The sequence below is a fragment of the Streptomyces sp. CoH27 genome, assembly GCF_020181035.1.
In the GTDB taxonomy this organism is placed as follows: Bacteria; Actinomycetota; Actinomycetes; order Streptomycetales; family Streptomycetaceae; genus Streptomyces; species Streptomyces camelliae.
This window is the reverse complement of sequence record NZ_JAIQYY010000004.1, coordinates 139,194-157,629: the sequence shown is the minus strand read 5'-3', so window position 1 is coordinate 157,629 and position 18,436 is coordinate 139,194. Positions and strand designations below refer to the sequence as shown.

Below are 18,436 nucleotides of genomic sequence, written 5' to 3'. Positions count from 1 at the left end.
AGCGTACGTGAGCGAGAATCAGAACCTCCTCGCGGAGCAGCGCCGCGCCCTGATCCTGGACGAGGTCCGGCGCCGGGGCGGTGTGCGGGTCAACGAGCTGACCCGCAAGCTCGGCGTGTCGGACATGACCGTGCGCCGGGATCTGGACTCCCTCGCCCGCCAGGGCATGCTGGAGAAGGTTCACGGCGGTGCGGTCCCGGTGGTCGAGGCCAGCACCCATGAGCCGGGGTTCGAGGCCAAGTCGGGTCTGGAGCTGACCGCCAAGGAGGACATCGCGCGGGCCGCGGCCCGGCTGGTCACGCCAGGCACGGCGATCGCTCTGTCCGGCGGTACGACGACGTACGCGCTCGCGCAGCACCTGCTGGAGGTGCCCGATCTGACCGTCGTGACGAACTCGGTGCGGGTCGCGGACGTCTTTCACGCGGCGCAGCGCACCTCGGGCCAGCGGCAGGGCGCGGCGACGGTGGTGCTGACCGGCGGGGTGCGCACCCCCTCGGACTCGCTGGTGGGCCCGGTCGCCGACCAGGCGATCGCCGCCCTCCACTTCGATCTGCTCTTCCTCGGTGTGCACGGCATATCGGTGGAGGCGGGGCTGTCCACGCCGAACCTCGCGGAGGCCGAGACCAACCGTCGGCTGGTGCACTCCGCGCGCCGGGTCGTGGTGGTCGCCGACCACACCAAGTGGGGCACGGTGGGCCTGAGTTCCTTCGCCGCGCTGGAGCAGGTGCACACGCTCGTCACCGACGCAGGCCTGCCGGCCGAGGCGCGCACGGAGATCTCGGAGCATCTGCCGCGGCTCATCGTGGCGGGCGAACCCGAACCCGAGCCCGAAGCGGACGAGGACATCTGACGGCCCGTCAACTACGCTGCCCCGCAACGCCCCGCTTCCGCACGGGACTTCACGAGGGGGTTCGCGTCATGCCGCAGCGTCTGCGCCCGGTCGGGCCGGAGTTCGTCGACGGCGCGCCGGTACGGCTGGTGTTCATGCGGGACATGGCCGCCGCCCCGGCGGCGGTCTTCCACGCCCTCGCCGAGGACGTGCCCGGCTGGCCCGCGTGGTTTCCGGCGGTGGCCTCCGCCCGGCCGGCCGAGGGCGGGCGTGAGGTACGGCTGCGCGGCGGCATCCGCTTCCAGGAGACGGTGCTGGTGGCAAAGGCACCCGAGGTGTACGCGTACCGGGTCGACGTGACGAACACCCCGGGCGCCCGCGCCTGGGTCGAGGAGTGGCGGCTGGCCCCGGCGGGTACCGGCACCCGGGTGCGGATGACCTTCGCCCTCGACGGTACGGCCGCCTTCCGCACGGTGGCCCGGCTCATCCGGCCGGGCGTCGGCCGGTCCGTCCGTCAGGCGGTCGCGGCACTGGACCGCCGGCTGGGCTCAGCAGCCCGCTGACCCGCCCGCGCGTTCAGTCCGGCCAGACACCCGTCGACAGCAGGGCCTCGATCGCCGCCGTGTACGGCGTGATGTCCAGACCCTGCTCCACGAGCCAGGCGTCGGAGTAGTACTTGTCGAGGTAGCGGTCGCCCGGGTCGCACAGCAGGGTGACGACGCTGCCGGTACGGCCCTCGGCCACCATCTCGGAGACGATCTTCAGCGCGCTCCACAGCCCCGTGCCCGTGGAGCCGCCCGCCTTGCGCCCGATGGCCCGTTCCAGGGAGCGTACGGCGGCGACGCTGGCCGCGTCCGGGACCTTCATCATCCGGTCGATCGCGCCGGGCACGAAGCTCGGCTCCATGCGCGGCCGGCCGATGCCCTCGATCCGGGAGCCGCAGTCGCAGGTGACGTCCGGATCGCCGCTGGTCCAGCCCTCGAAGAAGCAGGAGTTCTCCGGGTCGGCGACACAGATCCGGGTGTCGTACTGCATGTAGTGGACGTAGCGGGCGAGGGTCGCCGAGGTGCCGCCGGTGCCCGCCGTGGCGACGATCCACGCCGGCTCCGGGAACCGCTCCAACTGAAGCTGGCGGAAGATGGATTCGGCGATGTTGTTGTTGCCGCGCCAGTCCGTGGCCCGCTCGGCGTAGGTGAACTGGTCCATGTAGTGGCCGCCGGTCTCCACCGCGAGACGGGCCGACTCCTCGTACATCTTCCGGGAGTCGTCCACGAAGTGGCACCGGCCACCGTGGAACTCGATCAGGCGGCACTTCTCGGCGCTCGTGGTGCGGGGCATGACCGCGATGAAGGGCACGCCGATCAGCTTGGCGAAGTAGGCCTCCGAGACGGCGGTCGAGCCGCTGGACGCCTCGATCACGGGGCGGCCGGGTCGGATCCAGCCATTGCAGAGGCCGTAGAGGAACAGGGAGCGGGCGAGGCGGTGTTTGAGGCTCCCGGTGGGGTGGGTCGACTCGTCCTTCAGGTAGAGGTCGATGCCCCACCGCTCGGGCAGCGGGAAGCGCAGCAGGTGCGTGTCCGCCGAGCGATTGGCGTCGGCCTGGACCTTGCGCACGGCGTCTTTCAGCCAGTCGCGGTAGGCGGCGTCACTGCGGTCGACGTCGAGGGTGGCGCCGGTCCGGGCCTGAGGGGTAGTGCTCACGGCGGTGCTCCTTACGCTGGGCGCCGACGGCGCTGACGCGGTCGGCACGTCGAGCATAGGCATCTTTCACACCGCTTCCCACCTGCATAAACGCATCTTTGGGCGACTCAAAGCCACCCTGAGACCGGGCGCGTGCGAGAACGGCGGGGGCGCATTGGCGGGAGTGCTCCGGGTCGGCCACCGTACGCGCCCCGCGTGCACTGGTGCTCTCGGCGGCCTCGGGGCAGACTGCACGCGACGGGACCGATCGTCCCGAACGGGGGCGCACACTGGATCGCGGAAGCACACGCGCAAGGGGGCGGCACACGATGGCGGAGCCGGAGTTCACGGCCACGGGCGTGCGGATCGGCAAACGGCTGCGCTCGCTCACGCGGGCCGGGCAGGTCCGGATCAACGACGGCAGGCTGGAGTTGCTCAACAGCTACGGCAGTGAGATCGACAGCGCCCCGGTGCAGGCGGTGCGGGCGTCCAAGCCGTGGTTCGCGCCGGACGACCGCGCGCTGGCCGACCTCAACGGCCACCGGTACCTGCTGACGCTGGGCGAGCACGACCCCGCTCCGGGCGAGCCGGGGCCGCCCGCGGCACGGCGGTTCATCGAGGCGGTGCGCAGGGCCGCCGGGCGCGGCGGCTGAGCCACACCCCGGTCGGCCGGCACCGGCCACCGGCCGTCATTACTCCGAGCAGCGTTCCGTCGCGGCGAGTTGCGGGAGCGCATCCGCCCTGTCACGCTGTTCTCACGTCACTCTGGGTTTACCGGCGATAACGCTGCGAACCAGCCCGCCGGCCATGACAGCAGGCGGACGTTTGGACGCAAGCACCCTGCTGGATCCGTTGTTCTCCGTGTTCTTCCGGTCCGTCCGGACCTCTGCATCGGGGAGTCGCAGCAGTGATCAGTCATCCGAGCAGGCACTGCACGGTGGAGCTTCAAGCCCTGCCGTCGCGGATCGGTCAGGTCCGCAGAATCGTATCTGCACAGTTGCGGTACTGGCATATGGACCCGTTGATAGACCGGGCCGCGCTCGGTGTGACGGAGTTGCTGAGCAACGTTCACCGGCACGCGAGGCCCGACAAGTCGTGCACGGTCGAGCTGGAACTGCGCCCGGACCGGCTCACCGTCTCGGTGCGCGACAACGACCCCCGGCTGCCGGTGCCGGTCGACACCGCGGACACCCCGGACGCCGGTCCGCTGGCCACCTGCGGCCGGGGGCTGGCGATGGTGGCGGCGGTGAGCGAGAGCTGGGGCGCGCGGCCGGACGGCGAGAACGGCAAGATCGTGTGGTTCACGCTCCCCGCGCCTGCGGCCGCCCGGACCCACCCGGCGGGCACACCGCGCGGTACGACCCAGACGGCACGACCGGCACCGGAACCGGCCCGGGTCAGCGCCGCGGTGCCGGCGGCCGCCGGGGCTTCGGTGGCGGCCGGGGCTCCCGTGCCCGCCGCGGTTCCCCTGTCCGCCGGGACGCCCGTCGCTGCCACGGCTCCGGTCGGGAGCGCGACTTCGGGGGCGACGCCCGCGCCCACCGTGGTGCACGCCTCCGTCGCGTCCGGGGTACAAACTCCCGCCCGGCCGGCCGTTTCCGGCTGACCGGGCGGTGAGACCCGACCTCCGCGTGGAGCGCCCCGAACGGCGGGGACTGCGCGACCAGCCATGACCGACCCGTGGCCGCGCACGGTCCCGGCACCTGTGGTGCACGCCACCGGAAAGGCACACGTACGCTTCAACCCCTGTGCGTAGCACGGGAGTCAGCCGTCCCGACCGACGACGGCCGGGGCGGGGTCATGCCGGACCGCGCTTCCCCGTGCGGCCGAACTGCTCCTCCAGGACGGACAGGCGGCGCCAGTACTCGTCCTCGTCGATCTCGCCGGAGGCGAACCGGCGACCGAGGACGGCGAGCGGTGAGTCACCGGCCGGGCGGCCGCCCGCGCCGGGACCCCAGGGGCCGCCGCGGCCGCGCCACGCGGTGCGCCGCAGCACCGTCACGGCGCCGATCACCACGACCGCCCAGATCAGCGGGAAGAACAGGATCCACGGGCCGGGCCCGCCGTGCCAGCTCGCCAGGGTCTGCATCTCGGTCATCTCCCTTGTCGCCTTGCTCGTCGTCGTTCTTGCGGGGATGACACGAGCCTCCCTCCGGCAGGGGGTCCGGGTCGTCGTGCGCCCGGCGGCCGTGCGCGTACCCCCCGGGGAGTACGACGAGGGTGGCGCACTGCTCCCCGAAGACACTGGCGTTCTGTAACTACTAGTATGTACAGTAGCTTCATGAGCACCTCGGAACGGCTGATCGAGTCCACCCGCGAGCTGCTGTGGGAGCGCGGATACGTGGGGACGAGCCCCAAGGCGATCCTGGAACGCGCGGGCGCGGGCCAGGGCAGCATGTACCACCACTTCAGGGGCAAGCCGGACCTCGCCCTGGCCGCGATCAGACGCACCGCCGACGAGCTGTGCGCCACCGCGGAGCGCGTCCTCGCCGGACCGGGCACGCCGTTCGAGCGCATCGAGACGTATCTGCTGCGCGAGCGTGACGTGCTGCGCGGCTGCCCGATCGGCCGGCTGACGATGGACCCCGACGTGATCGCCAGCGACGAGCTGCGCGCGCCGGTGGACGAGACGATCACCCGGATCCGGCAGCTGATCGCAAAGACCGTCCAAGAGGGCCAGCGCCAGGGGCAGTTCGCGCCCGAACTGGACGGCGAGGAGATCGGCGCGGCCGTCCTCGCGACCATCCAGGGCGGCTATGTCCTGGCCCGCGCCTCGGGCTCCCCCGCCGCGTTCGACGCGGGCGTCCGCGGCCTGCTGTCTCTGCTCACACCCCGAACCTCCGCCTGAGACCGCGAAGGGAATCGCGACATGCACGCCATGCAGTACCAGTTCACCCTGCCCGCCGACTACGACATGGGCATCATCCGCTCGCGCGTCGCCCGCGTCGCGCACCTGCTGGACGACTGGGACGGCCTCGGCATCAAGACGTACATCCTGCGCGAGCGCGGGGTGCACGGCTCGCCGGTGAACCAGTACGGGCCGTTCTACCTCTGGAACACCATGGAGGGCATGAACAGCTTCCTGTGGGGCGGCACCTTCCAGGGTCCCGTCCGCGACTTCGGCCGGCCGGACATACGACAGTGGACCGGCCTGGCCTTCGAGGAGGGCACCGCCACCGGATCCGCCCCGGCGTTCGCCGTGCGTCGGCGTCAACCCGTCCCGGAGGGTGTGGAGTTGGCGGCGTTCATGACCGACGCGGCGGCCGAGACCGCGCGGCTGGCGGCCCAGGACGGCGCGGTGCTGGCGGCGGCCGCCGTGGACACGCGCGCATGGGAGCTGGTGCACTTCTCCCTCTGGGAGCACGATGCGCCCAAAGCCGACGGGGACCTCTTCCAGGTGCTGCACCTGTCCGCCCCCGGCCGGGACCGGCTCCCCCGGGGCCGGCAGTGGTGAGCCGTGTCCGCACGGTCCTCGGCGACCTCCCGCCCGAGGAGCTGGGCGTGTGCGACGCGCACGACCATCTCTTCCTGAGCAGCCCGCAGTTCCCCGGTCAGGAGCTGGACGACACGGTCGCGGCCCGGGCCGAGCTGACCGCGTTCCGGGCGGTGGGCGGAGCGGCCGTCGTGCAGTGGACACCGCACGGCATGGGCCGGCGGGCGGCGGACCTGCCCGAGCTGTCCCGGGCCACCGGTGTACGACTGGTCTGCGCGACGGGCCTGCACCAAGCCGCGCACCACGACCCCGAGTTGCTCGACCAGCTGCGCGGCGCCGGTCTCGCCGGGCTGTTCGTGGCCGAACTGACCGAGGGCATCGGTACGACGGGGGTGCGGGCCGGGCTGATCAAGGTGGCGGGCGGCTTCCACGCCCTCGACGCGCACGCCCGCTGGACGATGAAGGCGGCGGCCGAGGCCCACCACGCCACCGGCGCGCCCATCGCCGTGCACCTGGAGCTGGGCACCGGCGCGCTGGACGTACTGGACCTGCTGTGCGGCGAGTCCGGGGTGCCGGGTGACCGGGTGATCCTCGGCCATCTGAACCGCTCCCCCGACCCGGTGGTGCAGCGGGAGGCCGCCGCGTCGGGCTGCTGGCTGGCCTTCGACGGGCCCTCCCGCGCCCATCACGCCACCGACTGGCGCATGCCGGAGGCGGTCCGGGCCCTGGCCGAGGCCGGCTTCGCCGACCGGCTGCTGCTCGGCGGCGACACGGTGCTCGCCGGCGCGCGCTCGGTCGACGGCGGGCCCGGCATGCCGTACCTGCTGCGCAGGGCTCGGCCCCGGCTTGAGGCCGAGCTGGGCGCGGAGTTGGTCGACCGGATCCTCACCGAGCATCCGGGGCGGGCGTTCGGGGCCGACTGGCGGTAGTCGGTCTTCGCCTACGCACCCGCGTGGTCCGGTCGTTCGGCGGCCACGGGCCGTCCGTGGCCTGCCGCGCGGTTCCCCGTGCCCCTGTGGTGGCGTACGACCGGGCGCAGATAGTCGACGACGGGGCCTTCGAGGCCGTCCAGATCGGAGAGCGAGCCGATCAACTCGACGCGGTCGAACTCCGGTTCGGCGCCACGGGCGCTCTCTGCCCGGACCAGCTCGGCGTAGCCGTCGTACAACTCCCGTGCGGGGCGCGGCGGGGCGGTGAACGCCACGCCGACGCTGCCGCGTGCGCCCCGGGTGGTCAGCCATGGGGTGAGGGCGGCGGCCGGGGTGGCGGAGCCGGTCTCCTCGGCCAGTTCGCGGGCGGCGTGGGCGCGCAGCGCGGCGAGGTCCAACTCCCCGTCGGGATCGGGGGGTTCGACGGTTCCGCCGGGGAGCTGCCAGCGGCCCGGGGCCGAGGTCGAGGGGGCCATCCGGCCCACCAGCACACGGCCGTCGTCGGTGGGCTGGAGCACGGACACGAACAGGGACGACAGCGCGGGCGAGCCGGGCACGTGCCGCAGGGCGCGGTATCGGTAACTGGCCCGCGCCCAGGACAGCACCAGGCCGTCCGTCCCGTCCCTCTCCACTGCGACGAGGGCGGCCACCGGTCCGTCGAAGAAGGCCGGGTTGGCCCGTACCGACTCCGCCCACGCCTGGTCCATCGCCGCGCGGTGCGGCCGCGACAGCTCCGGCAGGGCGGTCTCGACCAGGCGGATGCCGGCTGCGGGCAGGATGTCCACGCCGTCCCCGGCCGGACCGGTCACCGCAGTGCCGCCAGCGGGTCGTCCAGGACCGGCTGCCAGGCCAGTTCGGCCGCGCCGACGAGGCTGTTGTGGTCCAGCGTGCAGGCCAGGATCGGCACGCCCCCGCTCTGGCCCCACAGGCTGCGGTCGGCGACGACCGCTCGGAGCCGGCCGGGGTCGGCGTCCAGGAGGGTGCGGTGCAGGCCGCCGAGGATGATGCGGTCGGGGTTGAGGATGTTGACCAGTCCGGCGAGGCCGAGGCCGAGACGGTCGATCAGGGCCTCGGCGGCCGTGCGGACGGCCGGGTCGTCGTACTGCGTGCGCAGCAGGTCGTTGGCCTGCTGGAGCAGGGACACCTCGGGGCCCGGCTCGCGGCCCGCCTCGACGAGCAGCGCCAGCGGGTCCGCCTCGACGTCCAGACAGCCCCGGCTGCCGCAGTGGCAGGGGCGGCCCTCCGGGTTGACGGTGAGGTGGCCCACCTCCAGGGCCAGGCCCGAACTGCCGGTGTGCAGACGGCCGTCGAGCACCAGGGCGCCGCCGACGCCCCGGTGCCCGGTGGCCACGCACAGCAGGTCGCGGGCGCCCCGGCCGGCGCCGTGCCGGTGTTCGGCGAGCGCGGCGAGGTTGACGTCGTTGCCGGCGAACGCGGGGCCGGTGAGGCCCGCCTCCCGCACGCACTCCGCGAAGATCTGCCGGACGGGGGCGCCGACGGGCCAGGCCAGGTGGAGGGGGTTGAGGGCCAGTCCGTCGGGTTCGGCGACGGCGGACGGCACGGCGAGTCCGGCGCCCACACAGCGGCGGCCGGTCGTGCGCAGCAGCTCGGCGCCCGCTTCCACGACGGAGCCGAGGACCTTCGCCGGGTCGGCGTCGACGGTCTCGCAGCCGGGCGCGGTCGCCACGATCCGCCCGCCGAGACCGACGAGCGCGGCCCGGAACCCGTCGGCGTGGACCTGGGCCGCCAGCGCCACGGGCCCGTCCTCGGCGACCTCCAGCCGGTGCGAGGGGCGCCCCTGCGATCCGGCCGCCGCGCCGGGCCGGGCGTCCACCCGGATCAGCCCGAGCGCCTCCAGCTCGGCGGCCACCGCGCCCGCCGTCGCCCGGGTGACCCCGAGTTCCGCGGTGAGCACGGCCCGGGTCGGCGCCCGTCCGGTGTGCACGAGCTCCAGCGCGGGTCCGAGCGCACCGCGCCCCCGGTCCAGCCGCGCCCTCGGGGTCGTTCTCTCCCCCGCCGTCCGGGGGTCCGCCTTGCCGCTCATGAGGGCGAGTCTCCCATGATCCGCTGGAGTGGTTCCCGGCCGCCCGCTACAGCCCGCTCACCCGCAGGGTGATGTTCAGCCGTCCGGCGAGGCCCAGCCACGGCGGTGCCGTACCGGGGCGCACGCGCGGCACTCCGTGGTAGGCGAGCCGGGACGGCCCGCCGAAGACGAACAGATCGCCGCTGCGCAGCTCCACGTCGGTGTACGGCCTGGCACGCGTCTCGGTGTTGCCGAAGCGGAAGACGCAGGTGTCGCCGAGGCTCAGCGAGACCACCGGGGCGTCCACGCGCTCGTCGGCGTCACGGTGCATGCCCATGCGGGCGTCGCCGTCGTAGAAGTTGATCAGCGCGATGTCGTACGACGCCGCCGGGACCGCGTCCGGGCCGAGCGCGTCGGCCACCGCGCGGCGGCCCAGCTCGCCGAGCCAGGCCGGGAAGGGCTTGACGGGAGCCCCGTCGCCGTCGACGACGGTACGGGCGTAGGCATACGGGTACCAGTGCCAGCCGAGGCAGACCTGCCGGGCGGTCATCGTGCCGCCGCCCGGGGTGCGGACGGTGCGCAGCCCGGCCGGGGGCCGCGCCCAGTTCCGGCTGGCGGCGAGCAGGTCGCGCTGCCGTGCGCGGTCCAGCCAGGCCGGGGCGTGCACGGCGCCCGGCGCGACCTCCGCACGCCCCCGGGAAAACAGCTCGTCCTCCATGCTCCCATCCTGCCGCACCACCCCTGATCTGCGGCTCGGCTAGCCTGGACGCACGATGAGCGACCGTATGACGACACCGTGGGGCGAGGTCGAGCTGACCCGCTTCCCCGAGGATCCCCGCGACCGGCTGCGCGCCTGGGACGCCTCCGACGCGTACCTGCTGCGCCATCTGGCCGAGGAGGGGGTGCCGCTCACCGGCGCGGTCGTGGTGGTCGGGGACCGCTGGGGCGCGCTGGCCACGGCGCTCGCGGAGCACCGGCCGACGCAGATCACCGACTCCTTCCTGAGCCAGGAAGCGACCCGGGTGAACCTGGCCCGGGCCGGCGTCGAGCCCGGTGCCGTCCCGCTGCTCACCACCCAGGATCCGCCGCCGCAGCGGGTGGACGTGCTGCTGGTGCGGGTGCCGAAGAGCCTGGCGCTGCTGGAGGACCAGCTGCTGCGGCTGGCGCCCGCCGTGCACGCGGACACGGTCGTCGTCGGCACCGGCATGGTGAAGGAGATCCACACCTCCACGCTCCAGCTGTTCGAGCGGATCCTCGGGCCGACCCGGACCTCACTGGCGCGGCAGAAGGCCCGGCTGATCCTCTGCACCCCGGATCCGGCGCTGAAGCGGCCCGCGAACCCGTGGCCGTACAGCTACGCCCTCCCTCAGGGCATCGGGCCGGTGTCGGGGCGCACGGTCGTCAATCACGCGGGCGTCTTCTGCGCCGACCGGCTCGACATCGGTACGCGTTTCTTCCTCCAGCACCTGCCCGGTCCGGGCGCGGGGCGCGTGGTGGACCTCGGCTGCGGCAACGGTGTCGTGGGTACGGCCGTGGCGCTGGCGGACCCGTCGGCCGAGGTGCTGTTCGTGGACGAGTCGTTCCAGGCCGTTGCCTCGGCCGAGGCGACGTACAAGGCCAACGGGGTGCCGGGACACGCGGAGTTCCGGGTCGGGGACGGGCTGGCCGGGGTGGCGCCGCGCAGTGTGGACCTGGTGCTGAACAACCCGCCGTTCCACTCTCACCAGGCGACGACCGACGCGACGGCGTGGCGCATGTTCACCGGCGCGAAGCGCGCGCTGGGGCCGGGCGGCGAGCTGTGGGTGATCGGCAACCGGCATCTGGGGTATCACGTGAAGCTGCGGCGGTTGTTCGGGAACAGTGAACTGGTGGCCTCCGACCCGAAGTTCGTGGTGCTGCGGGCGGTCCGGAAGGACTGACCCGGGCGCTCGCGCGGCCGGCCTCAGGTCCGGGCCAGCACCCCGATGATCCGGCGCACCTCCTGGGCCATGGCCTCCCGGCCCACGCTGAGGTACTTGCGCGAGTCCACGGCCTCGGGATGCGCGGCGAGGAACTCCCGGATCGCGCCGGTCATGGCCGCGTTGAGCGCCGTGCCGACGTTGACCTTGGTGATGCCGCCGACGACCGCCTCGACCAGCCCGGCGTCCGGTACGCCGGAGGAGCCGTGCAGGACGAGCGGGAGGCCGAGCGCGGCGGACAGCCGCTTGAGCAGGGCGTGGTCGAGATCGGCGGTACGGGTGGTCATCGCGTGCACGCTGCCGATGGCGACGGCCAGGGCGTCGACGCCGGTCCCGCTGACGAAGTCCAGCGCCTGGTCGGGGTCGGTGCGCGCGCCGGGCGCGTGGGCTTCCAGCGGGGGGCGGCCGTCCTTGCCCCCGATCTGCCCCAGCTCGGCCTCGATCCACAGCCCTTGGGCGTGGGCCCAGTCGGCGGCGGCCCGGGTGGCGGAGAGGTTGTCGGCGTAGGGCAGGCGGGCCGCGTCGTACATCACCGAGCTGAACCCGGCGCCGGGCGCCTGACGCAGCAGGTCGTCGCTCTGTACGTGGTCCAGGTGCAACGCGACGGGTACGGCGGCCCGTTCGGCGGCGGCGACGGCCGCGCGGGCGAGCGGCAGCAGCCGTCCGTAGCGGAACTTGACCGCGTTCTCGCTGACTTGGAGGACGACGGGCGAGCCGGCCGCCTCGGCGCCGGCGATGACGGCCTCGATGTGTTCCAGGGTGATGACGTTGAAGGCGGCGACGGCGGAGCGGGCCGTGGCGGCGGCGGTGACCAGCTCGCCGGTGGACGCGAGGGGCACGTGGGATGTCCTTCCGTGACGCGGACCGGGGTCGGGCGAAGGCGGCCGGGTTTCGGGGCCTCGGGACCTCAAGGCCTCAGGGCCCCGGGAGTTCAGGTCCTCCGGGCTTCGGGACTTCGTGTCCTCAGGGCGCGAGGATCACCGAGCGGGTGAGGTGGCGCGGCCGGTCGGGGTCGAGGCCGCGCGCGGCGGCTACGGCGACCGCGAGGCGCTGGACGCGGACGAGTTCGGCGAGCGGGTCGAGTCCGCCCCCGATCCACAACCCCCCGGTGGCGCCGACCTGTCGGGCGAGGCCCTCGGGTGCCTCACCGAGCATCCAGGTGGCCGTGCCCTCGGTGGTGATGCTGATCGGGCCGTGCCGGTACTCCATCGCCGGGTAGGCCTCGGTCCAGGCCAGCGAGGCCTCGCGCATCTTCAGCCCGGCCTCGTTGGCGAGTCCGACCGTCCAGCCGCGCCCCAGAAAGGTGAACTGGGTGCAGGCGACGAGCTGTTCGGGAAGAGGAGTGGCGAGGGCCGCGCGCGCGTCGGCGACGACGGAGTCGGTGTGCAGGCCGAGATGGGCGCGCAGGAGGGTGAGTGCGGTGGTCGCGAACCGGGTCTGCACGACAGAGCGTTCGTCGGCGAAGTCCAGCACGACGAGGTCGTCGGCGGCGGACATGACGGGCGTGGCGGGGTCGGCGGTGACGGCGGTGGTACGGCTCCGCCCCCGCACCTTGCCCAGCAGTTCCAGCACCTCGGTGGTCGTACCGGAGCGGGTGAGGGCGACGATCCGGTCGTACGGCCTCCCGTACGGGAACTCGGAGGCGGCGAACGCGTCGGTCTCGCCCTGCCCGGCGCCCTCGCGCAGGCCCGCCGCTGCCTGTGCCATGAAGTACGAGGTCCCGCACCCCACGATCGCGACCCTCTCCCCGGGCTCCGGCAGCGCGGCCTTGTGCCGCTCCGCGCCCTCGGCGGCCCTCGTCCAGCACTCCGGCTGGCTGTTCAGCTCGTCCTCGACATGGGTCATGGCCCACACTCTCCCTCGCTGATTGTTCCTGCAAGATATAGCGATATTTCGAGCACAATCAAGCATCAACGCGCAGAGAGTGGTGCGCTAGGGTCACCGAGAACACTTCAGAACGGAGGCTGCGGATGTCGCGGGACGCCCGCTGGAAGGCGCTGCTGGAACTGCTCGTGGAGCGCGGCCGGCTGGACGTCGAGGAAGCGGCGGCCGAGCTGGGGGTGTCGGCGGCGACGATCCGCCGGGACTTCGACCAGCTCGCCGAGCAGCAGATGCTGGTGCGCACCCGGGGCGGAGCGGTGGTGCACGGGGTGTCCTACGAACTGCCGTTGCGCTACAAGACGGCCCGCCGCGCCTCCGAGAAGCAGCGCATCGCCAAGGCCGTGGCCGAACTGCTGGCGCCGGGCGAGGCAGTGGGGCTGACCGGCGGTACGACCACCACGGAGGTGGCCCGCGCCCTGGCCGTGCGCGGGGATCTGTCCAGCGGCTCACCGGCGCTGACGATCGTCACCAACGCGCTCAACATCGCCAACGAGCTCGCCGTACGCCCTCAGTTCAAGATCGTGGTGACGGGCGGGGTGGCGCGTCCGCAGTCGTACGAGCTCATCGGCCCGCTCGCGGACGGAGTGCTCGGGCAGATCACGCTGGACGTGGCCGTGCTCGGGGTCGTCGCCTTCGACGTCACGCACGGCGCGGCGGCGCACGACGAGGCGGAGGCCGCGATCAACCGGCTGCTGTGCGAGCGCGCCGAGCGGGTGGTGGTCGCCGCCGACTCCAGCAAGCTGGGCCGGCGGGCGTTCGCCCGGATCTGCGGGGCGGAGCTGGTGGACACGCTCGTGACGGACTCGGCGGTGCCGCAGGAGACGGTACGCCGGTTCGAGGAGGCGGGGGTCGGAGTCCTGGCAGTGTGAGGGCCGGCCGCCTCGACGACGGCCGCCGTTCATACAGAGCCCGCGCGGCACAAGTCCCCGGCGCCAGGCGGCCGCAGAGGCTGCCCGCCGCCGGCTCAGATCCGGCCGAGGTCGGCCTTCACAAAGCCCGCGCCACGCTGGTCGTTGCAGCCGGTCACGGGCCGGTCGGCCGGGTCGGGCCAGGTCTGCTGGGCCTGGAGCGCCACACTCACCAGGGTCAGCAGCAGGTCGACGTCGCTCGCGGCGTCGAGGCGCAGGGTCACCCACTGCGAGCCGGGCACGATCCTGATCGCCCCGGAGCCCTTCAAGTCCTTGGCGAAGCGCCGGATGGCCCGGTCGGTCAGGTGCAGATCGACATCCCGGTCCGAGTGGAAGTGGGCGATCTCGCCCTGGGCCGAACTCACCGCCTGTCCCAGACCGCAGCTCGGGACCGCCTGGCTCAGGTCGGGCCAGGTCGCCAGTTGCGCGAGCGCGCGCGAGGCCAACGTCATGGGCCCATCATGGCCCGCTCACCCGTCGGCAACCAGCTCGTGAGCAAGCATTAACCGACCTGTATCCGTGTGGAGAACGCGCGGGGAGACACGCCCGCCACCGCGAACGGGGGGTGATCCGCGCTGCGTTGACGACACCGGCGACGTGAGAGCGCACAAGTCTCCGCAGGTCGAGGACACATCGTTCACTCCACGGGCACCGGTGCCCCCCTCGCCCGGAGCCAGGGGCGGCCCGCGCCACCGACCCGGCCGGTGCCGCCGGAGCGGGTGAGGAGCCGCCCCGGCCGTCTTGCCATGTGAACACCGTCGGCCCGCAGGTGACGGGCGAATACCCGGGCAAGCCCTTGCTCCTCCCCTCCACCGCCCCTAACCTGAGTTTGTGCCGCAAATAAACAAAACCCGATCGCACAGCGTCGTGCCGGGCAGCAGTCACGCACTCACCCGCCTCCGGATCGCCCTCACCGCCTTCTTCGCCCTGGACGGCTTCGTCTTCGCCGGGTGGGTCGTCCGGATCCCCGCCATCAAGGAGCAGACCCACTCCTCCGCCGGCGATCTCGGTCTGGCACTCCTCGGTGTCTCCGCCGGTGCCGTGATCACGATGACCCTCACCGGGCGGCTGTGCCGGCGCTACGGCAGCCATCCGGTCACCGTGGTCTGTGCCGTCCTGCTCTCGCTCAGCGTCGGCCTGCCCCCGCTCACCCACTCCGCGGCCGCGCTCGGCGGGGTACTGCTGGTCTTCGGCGCCGCCTACGGCGGGATAAATGTGGCCTTCAACAGCGCCGCCGTCGATCTGGTGGCCGCGTTGGGGCGGCCCGTCATGCCCACGTTCCATGCCGCGTTCAGCCTCGGCGGGATGATCGGCGCCGGTCTCGGCGGACTGGTCGCGGGCGCCCTCTCCCCCACCCGGCATCTGCTCGGACTCACCCTCGTCGGGCTGCTCGTCACGGCTGTCGCCGGGCGCACTCTGCTGCGGCAGCGGCCGCCGGCACCGCGTGCGCCGCAGCGCGCGGAGCCGGCCCTCGGGGGCGCAGCGCGCACCGGCGGGCGCGGGCTGGTTCTCGTCTTCGGACTGGTCGCCCTGTGCACCGCCTACGGCGAGGGCGCCATGGCCGACTGGGGTGCGCTGCACCTCCAGCAGGACCTCGCGGCCTCCTCGGGGGTGGCGGCGGCAGGGTACGCGTGTTTCGCGCTGGCCATGACCGTCGGCCGGGCGACCGGGACGACGCTCCTGGAACGCCTCGGCCGCGCCCGGACCGTGATCGCCGGCGGCACAGTCGCGGCGGCCGGCATGCTGCTCGGCTCCCTCGCGCCCACCGTGTGGGCGGCACTGGTCGGCTTCGCCGTCACCGGGCTCGGGCTGGCCAACCTCTTCCCGGTCGCCGTGGAGCGGGCCGGCGCGCTGACCGGCCCGTCCGGCGTCGCCGTCGCCTCCACTCTGGGCTACGGCGGCATGCTCCTCGGTCCGCCCTCGATCGGCTTCATGGCCGACTGGTTCTCCCTGCCGGCTGCGCTCACCAGTGTGGCCGCGCTGGCCGCCGTCGCCGCGGTCATCGGCGTCACGACACGGCGGGCCATGGGCCGCTGACGACACCGGACCATGGCGAACCCCGAAGCGCGCTTCATGCGGCACACTCACCCCATGGACACTGCCGACTTCCTCAAGACTCTGGACCGGGAGGGCCGGCTGCTCGCGGCGGCCGCCGACGCAGCGGGAACCGACGCCAAGGTGCCGACCTGCCCCGCATGGCAGGTGGGCGACCTGCTGCGGCACACCGGCGCGGTGCACCGCTGGGCGGCCGGTGTCGTCGCCGACGGGAACACCACACCCCGCCCCTTCGGCGACCTGCCCGACCTGGACGGCACCGAGTTGGTGGACTGGTACCGGGACAGTCACCGCCTGCTGGTCGACACGCTGTCCGCCGCACCCGCCGACCTGGAGTGCTGGACGTTCCATGCGGCGCCCAACCCGTCACCGCTGGCGTTCTGGACCCGCCGCCAGGCGCACGAGACGACCGTCCACCGTTACGACGCGGAGGCGGCGCGCGGCGGTACGGCGTCCCCCGTCGCCCCGGATCTCGGGCCGGACTTCGCCGTGGACGGCATCGACGAGCTGCTGCTCGGCTTCCACGCCCGTTCCCGGAGCCGGCTGCGCACCCCGGAGCCGCGTGTCCTGCGGGTGCGCGCGCTGGACGCGGGGGCGGACGCGGTGTGGACCGTACGGCTCTCGGCCGAGCCGCCGGTGAGCGTGCGGGGCGTGGACGGCGAGGCCGACGCCGAACTGTCGGGCCCCGCCGACGGGTTGTACCTGGCCCTGTGGAACCGCGCGCCGGTGCCGCACGTGAGCGGCGATCGCTCGCTGGCCGAACTGTGGCGGGAGAAGGGCGGTTTCTGACCCCGGGCCGGCCCCGTGAGCCGGCTCAGTCAGCCGGCCTCGGTCAGCATCCGGGCCAGCACCGCGCGCTGCACCGGCCGTACCTCGCCGTGCAGCGCGCGCCCCTTGGCCGTCAGCGCCACGCACACCCCGCGCCGGTCCACGGGGCACATGGCGCGCTCGACGAGGCCTTCCTTCTCCAGCCGGCCGATCAGCCGGGACAGTGCGCTCTGGCTGAGATGGACCCGCTCGGAGATCTCCTGGACGCGGTAGGTGGTGCCGTCGTCCGCCGCCGCGTCCTCGGCCAGCAGGTCGAGCACCTCGAAGTCGCTGGAGCACAGGCCGTGTCCGCTCAGCGCCCGGTCCAGCTCGCTCTGGGTCCGGGCATGCAGCGCCAGGATGTCCCGCCACTGCTCCACGAGCTCCTGCTCGGCCTTGTTCGCCGCCATGAGCGCACGGTAGCAGAGAAACGGGTTTGTTGCATCGTAATTAAATGCATTTGCATTCGATGCATGCGCATGTAGTGTCGTCGCCATGACCTCTCCGCTCACCACCTCCGCGGCCCCGTCCCCTACGGTCCGCTGGACTCCCCGGCTGTGGGGCACCCTGCTGGTGCTCTGCGCGGCGATGTTCCTCGACGCGCTGGACGTGTCGATGGTCGGCGTCGCGCTGCCGTCCATCGGCTCCGACCTGCACCTGTCCACGTCGACGCTGCAATGGATCGTCAGCGGCTACATCCTGGGCTACGGAGGCCTGCTCCTTCTCGGGGGACGCACCGCCGACCTGCTCGGCCGGCGCCAGGTGTTCCTCGTCGCCCTCGGCGTCTTCGCGCTCGCCTCGCTGCTCGGCGGGCTCGTGGACTCGGGTCCGCTGCTCATCGCCAGCCGCTTCATCAAGGGCCTGAGCGCGGCCTTCACGGCACCGGCCGGCCTGTCGATCATCACCACGACGTTCCCGGAGGGCCCGCTGCGCAACCGGGCCCTGTCCATCTACACCACCTGCGCCGCCACCGGCTTCTCCATGGGCCTGGTGCTCTCCGGCCTGCTCACCGAGGCCAGCTGGCGCTTCACCATGCTGCTGCCCGCGCCGATCGCCCTCATCGCGCTGGTCGCGGGCCTCAGGCTGCTGCCGCGCAGCGCTCGCGAGGAGAACCACGACGGCTACGACATCCCGGGCGCCGTCCTCGGCACCGCCTCGATGCTGCTGCTGGTCTACACCGTCGTGCAGGCTCCCGAGGCCGGCTGGGCCTCGGCACGTACGCTGCTGTCGTTCCTCGCCGTCGCGGTGCTGCTGACCGCCTTCGTCCTCGTCGAGCGACGCTCGCCGAGCCCGCTGATCCGGCTGGGTGTGCTGCGCTCGGGCAACCAGGTGCGCGCCCAGCTCGGCGCGATCGCCTTCTTCGGCAGTTACGTGGGCTTCCAGTTCCTGACCACGCTGTACATGCAGTCCCTGCTCGGCTGGTCGGCGCTGCACACGGCGCTCGCGTTCCTGCCGGCGGGCGCGCTGGTGGCGGTGTCCTCCACGAAGGTCGGCGCGATCGTCGACCGGTTCGGCACCCCGCGGCTGATCGCGCTCGGCTTCGCCTTCATGGCCCTCGGGTACGCGCTGTTCCTGCGCGTCGACCTCGACCCGGTGTACGCGGCCGTCGTCCTGCCGTCGATGCTGCTGATCGGCGCGGCCTGCGCGCTGGTCTTCCCCTCGCTCAACATCCAGGCCACCAACGGGGTCGAGGACCACGAGCAGGGCATGGTCTCCGGTCTGCTCAACACCTCGGTGCAGGTGGGCGGCGCGCTGTTCCTGGCGGTGGTGACGGCCGTGGTCACCGCGGGCGCCCCCGCACACGCCACCCCGCAGGCCGTCCTCGACAGCTACCGCCCCGGTTTCCTCGTCGTGACGGGCATCTCCCTGGCCGGCCTGCTGATCACCCTCACCGGCCTGCGCAGCCGCCGTGCCCGGCCGTCGCTCGTCGTCG

General features: G+C 73.1%; 21 protein-coding genes. 12 read left to right on the top strand and 9 right to left on the bottom strand.

Translation table 11 applies throughout. The annotated features are described in order from the left end of the window. Window positions 1-7 precede the first annotated feature (7 nt). Both LE548_RS07775 and LE548_RS07770 read left to right on the top strand, forming a co-directional pair. The gene (locus LE548_RS07775) at window positions 8-850 is read left to right on the top strand and encodes a DeoR/GlpR family DNA-binding transcription regulator (RefSeq protein ID WP_225095913.1); all 843 of its coding nucleotides are present in this window, start codon (window positions 8-10) and stop codon (window positions 848-850) included. A 68-nt stretch (window positions 851-918) separates the two neighbouring features. After that, a complete protein-coding gene (locus LE548_RS07770; protein ID WP_225095912.1) occupies window positions 919-1,392 on the top strand; it encodes an SRPBCC family protein in 474 nt (157 codons plus the stop codon). A gap of 13 nt (window positions 1,393-1,405) precedes the next feature. On the opposite strand, the gene LE548_RS07765 is transcribed toward LE548_RS07770, so the two are convergent. Next, a complete protein-coding gene (locus LE548_RS07765) occupies window positions 1,406-2,530 on the bottom strand; it encodes a PLP-dependent cysteine synthase family protein (RefSeq protein ID WP_225095911.1) in 1,125 nt (374 codons plus the stop codon). A 308-nt stretch (window positions 2,531-2,838) separates the two neighbouring features. Here LE548_RS07765 and LE548_RS07760 point away from each other — a divergent pair, with 308 nt between their 5' ends. Together LE548_RS07760 and LE548_RS46430 are read left to right on the top strand one after the other, a co-directional pair. After that, entirely contained in the window at window positions 2,839-3,162 is a 324-nt protein-coding gene (locus LE548_RS07760; RefSeq protein ID WP_225095910.1) for a hypothetical protein, read from the top strand. A gap of 254 nt (window positions 3,163-3,416) precedes the next feature. Next, window positions 3,417-4,115 (top strand): ATP-binding protein, encoded by a 699-nt coding sequence (locus LE548_RS46430; protein WP_374116034.1) that lies wholly within the window; start codon window positions 3,417-3,419, stop codon window positions 4,113-4,115. Window positions 4,116-4,307: 192 nt separating this feature from the next. On the opposite strand, the gene LE548_RS07750 is transcribed toward LE548_RS46430, so the two are convergent. Then, window positions 4,308-4,598, bottom strand: coding sequence for an SHOCT domain-containing protein (locus tag LE548_RS07750; protein ID WP_225096116.1), 291 nt, complete (start codon window positions 4,596-4,598; stop codon window positions 4,308-4,310). Window positions 4,599-4,790: 192 nt separating this feature from the next. Between LE548_RS07750 and LE548_RS07745 the strand changes: the two genes are divergently transcribed. From LE548_RS07745 to LE548_RS07735, 3 genes are read left to right on the top strand one after another with little or no spacing between them, the layout of a single operon-like run. Next, window positions 4,791-5,357, top strand: coding sequence for a TetR/AcrR family transcriptional regulator (locus tag LE548_RS07745; protein WP_225095909.1), 567 nt, complete (start codon window positions 4,791-4,793; stop codon window positions 5,355-5,357). 21 nt (window positions 5,358-5,378) lie between these two features. Then, on the top strand, window positions 5,379-5,963 hold the full coding sequence (locus tag LE548_RS07740) for a DUF4865 family protein (RefSeq protein ID WP_225095908.1): 585 nt from the start codon (window positions 5,379-5,381) through the stop codon (window positions 5,961-5,963). Then, a complete protein-coding gene (locus LE548_RS07735; RefSeq protein WP_225095907.1) occupies window positions 5,960-6,871 on the top strand; it encodes a phosphotriesterase in 912 nt (303 codons plus the stop codon). The genes LE548_RS07740 and LE548_RS07735 overlap by 4 nt, the downstream gene beginning before the upstream one ends. An 11-nt stretch (window positions 6,872-6,882) precedes the next feature. Here LE548_RS07735 and LE548_RS07730 read toward each other — a convergent pair whose 3' ends face one another. From LE548_RS07730 to LE548_RS07720, 3 genes are read right to left on the bottom strand one after another with little or no spacing between them, the layout of a single operon-like run. Continuing rightward, complete coding sequence (locus LE548_RS07730) at window positions 6,883-7,680, bottom strand: NUDIX domain-containing protein (protein WP_225095906.1); 798 nt, start codon at window positions 7,678-7,680, stop codon at window positions 6,883-6,885. Beyond that, window positions 7,677-8,915, bottom strand: coding sequence for an ROK family protein (locus tag LE548_RS07725; protein WP_225095905.1), 1,239 nt, complete (start codon window positions 8,913-8,915; stop codon window positions 7,677-7,679). The genes LE548_RS07730 and LE548_RS07725 overlap by 4 nt, the downstream gene beginning before the upstream one ends. 46 nt (window positions 8,916-8,961) lie before the next feature. Next, entirely contained in the window at window positions 8,962-9,612 is a 651-nt protein-coding gene (locus tag LE548_RS07720) for an alpha-ketoglutarate-dependent dioxygenase AlkB (RefSeq protein ID WP_225095904.1), read from the bottom strand. 67 nt (window positions 9,613-9,679) lie between these two features. Between LE548_RS07720 and LE548_RS07715 the strand changes: the two genes are divergently transcribed. Next, the gene (locus LE548_RS07715) at window positions 9,680-10,813 is read left to right on the top strand and encodes a methyltransferase (RefSeq protein ID WP_225096115.1); all 1,134 of its coding nucleotides are present in this window, start codon (window positions 9,680-9,682) and stop codon (window positions 10,811-10,813) included. A gap of 23 nt (window positions 10,814-10,836) precedes the next feature. Here the strand turns inward: LE548_RS07715 and LE548_RS07710 are convergent, their stop codons facing one another. Further along, a complete protein-coding gene (locus LE548_RS07710; RefSeq protein WP_225095903.1) occupies window positions 10,837-11,691 on the bottom strand; it encodes a class II fructose-bisphosphate aldolase in 855 nt (284 codons plus the stop codon). Window positions 11,692-11,815: 124 nt separating this feature from the next. Then, window positions 11,816-12,697, bottom strand: coding sequence for an SIS domain-containing protein (locus tag LE548_RS07705; protein WP_225095902.1), 882 nt, complete (start codon window positions 12,695-12,697; stop codon window positions 11,816-11,818). Window positions 12,698-12,822: 125 nt separating this feature from the next. On the opposite strand from LE548_RS07705, the gene LE548_RS07700 reads away from it, so the two are divergent. Further along, the gene (locus LE548_RS07700; protein WP_225095901.1) at window positions 12,823-13,602 is read left to right on the top strand and encodes a DeoR/GlpR family DNA-binding transcription regulator; all 780 of its coding nucleotides are present in this window, start codon (window positions 12,823-12,825) and stop codon (window positions 13,600-13,602) included. A gap of 95 nt (window positions 13,603-13,697) precedes the next feature. On the opposite strand, the gene LE548_RS07695 is transcribed toward LE548_RS07700, so the two are convergent. Beyond that, window positions 13,698-14,093 carry a luciferase family protein gene (locus tag LE548_RS07695; protein ID WP_225095900.1) on the bottom strand — a complete coding sequence of 132 codons (396 nt, stop codon included), beginning with the start codon at window positions 14,091-14,093 and terminating at the stop codon, window positions 13,698-13,700. Window positions 14,094-14,508: 415 nt separating this feature from the next. Between LE548_RS07695 and LE548_RS07690 the strand changes: the two genes are divergently transcribed. After that, the gene (locus LE548_RS07690) at window positions 14,509-15,678 is read left to right on the top strand and encodes an MFS transporter (RefSeq protein ID WP_225095899.1); all 1,170 of its coding nucleotides are present in this window, start codon (window positions 14,509-14,511) and stop codon (window positions 15,676-15,678) included. 54 nt (window positions 15,679-15,732) lie between these two features. Beyond that, entirely contained in the window at window positions 15,733-16,485 is a 753-nt protein-coding gene (locus LE548_RS07685) for a maleylpyruvate isomerase family mycothiol-dependent enzyme (protein ID WP_225095898.1), read from the top strand. A 29-nt stretch (window positions 16,486-16,514) separates the two neighbouring features. Here the strand turns inward: LE548_RS07685 and LE548_RS07680 are convergent, their stop codons facing one another. After that, window positions 16,515-16,913 (bottom strand): MarR family winged helix-turn-helix transcriptional regulator, encoded by a 399-nt coding sequence (locus LE548_RS07680; protein WP_225095897.1) that lies wholly within the window; start codon window positions 16,911-16,913, stop codon window positions 16,515-16,517. Between the two features lie 85 nt (window positions 16,914-16,998). Between LE548_RS07680 and LE548_RS07675 the strand changes: the two genes are divergently transcribed. Next, window positions 16,999-18,436 (top strand): MFS transporter (locus tag LE548_RS07675; RefSeq protein ID WP_225095896.1); only part of this gene is annotated, 1,438 nt, incomplete at its 3' end.

What these genes read in the sequence shown, in the direction of transcription:
- LE548_RS07770 (WP_225095912.1), top strand. Translation starts at nt 919, where the DNA reads ATGCCGCAGCGTCTGCGCCCGGTCGGGCCGGAGTTCGTCGACGGCGCG.
- LE548_RS07760 (WP_225095910.1), top strand. Translation starts at nt 2,839, where the DNA reads ATGGCGGAGCCGGAGTTCACGGCCACGGGCGTGCGGATCGGCAAACGG.
- LE548_RS07750 (WP_225096116.1), bottom strand. Translation starts at nt 4,598, where the DNA reads ATGCAGACCCTGGCGAGCTGGCACGGCGGGCCCGGCCCGTGGATCCTG.
- LE548_RS07745 (WP_225095909.1), top strand. Translation starts at nt 4,791, where the DNA reads ATGAGCACCTCGGAACGGCTGATCGAGTCCACCCGCGAGCTGCTGTGG.
- LE548_RS07740 (WP_225095908.1), top strand. Translation starts at nt 5,379, where the DNA reads ATGCACGCCATGCAGTACCAGTTCACCCTGCCCGCCGACTACGACATG.
- LE548_RS07725 (WP_225095905.1), bottom strand. Translation starts at nt 8,915, where the DNA reads ATGAGCGGCAAGGCGGACCCCCGGACGGCGGGGGAGAGAACGACCCCG.
- LE548_RS07720 (WP_225095904.1), bottom strand. Translation starts at nt 9,612, where the DNA reads ATGGAGGACGAGCTGTTTTCCCGGGGGCGTGCGGAGGTCGCGCCGGGC.
- LE548_RS07715 (WP_225096115.1), top strand. Translation starts at nt 9,680, where the DNA reads ATGACGACACCGTGGGGCGAGGTCGAGCTGACCCGCTTCCCCGAGGAT.
- LE548_RS07705 (WP_225095902.1), bottom strand. Translation starts at nt 12,697, where the DNA reads ATGACCCATGTCGAGGACGAGCTGAACAGCCAGCCGGAGTGCTGGACG.
- LE548_RS07700 (WP_225095901.1), top strand. Translation starts at nt 12,823, where the DNA reads ATGTCGCGGGACGCCCGCTGGAAGGCGCTGCTGGAACTGCTCGTGGAG.
- LE548_RS07695 (WP_225095900.1), bottom strand. Translation starts at nt 14,093, where the DNA reads ATGACGTTGGCCTCGCGCGCGCTCGCGCAACTGGCGACCTGGCCCGAC.
- LE548_RS07685 (WP_225095898.1), top strand. Translation starts at nt 15,733, where the DNA reads ATGGACACTGCCGACTTCCTCAAGACTCTGGACCGGGAGGGCCGGCTG.
- LE548_RS07680 (WP_225095897.1), bottom strand. Translation starts at nt 16,913, where the DNA reads ATGGCGGCGAACAAGGCCGAGCAGGAGCTCGTGGAGCAGTGGCGGGAC.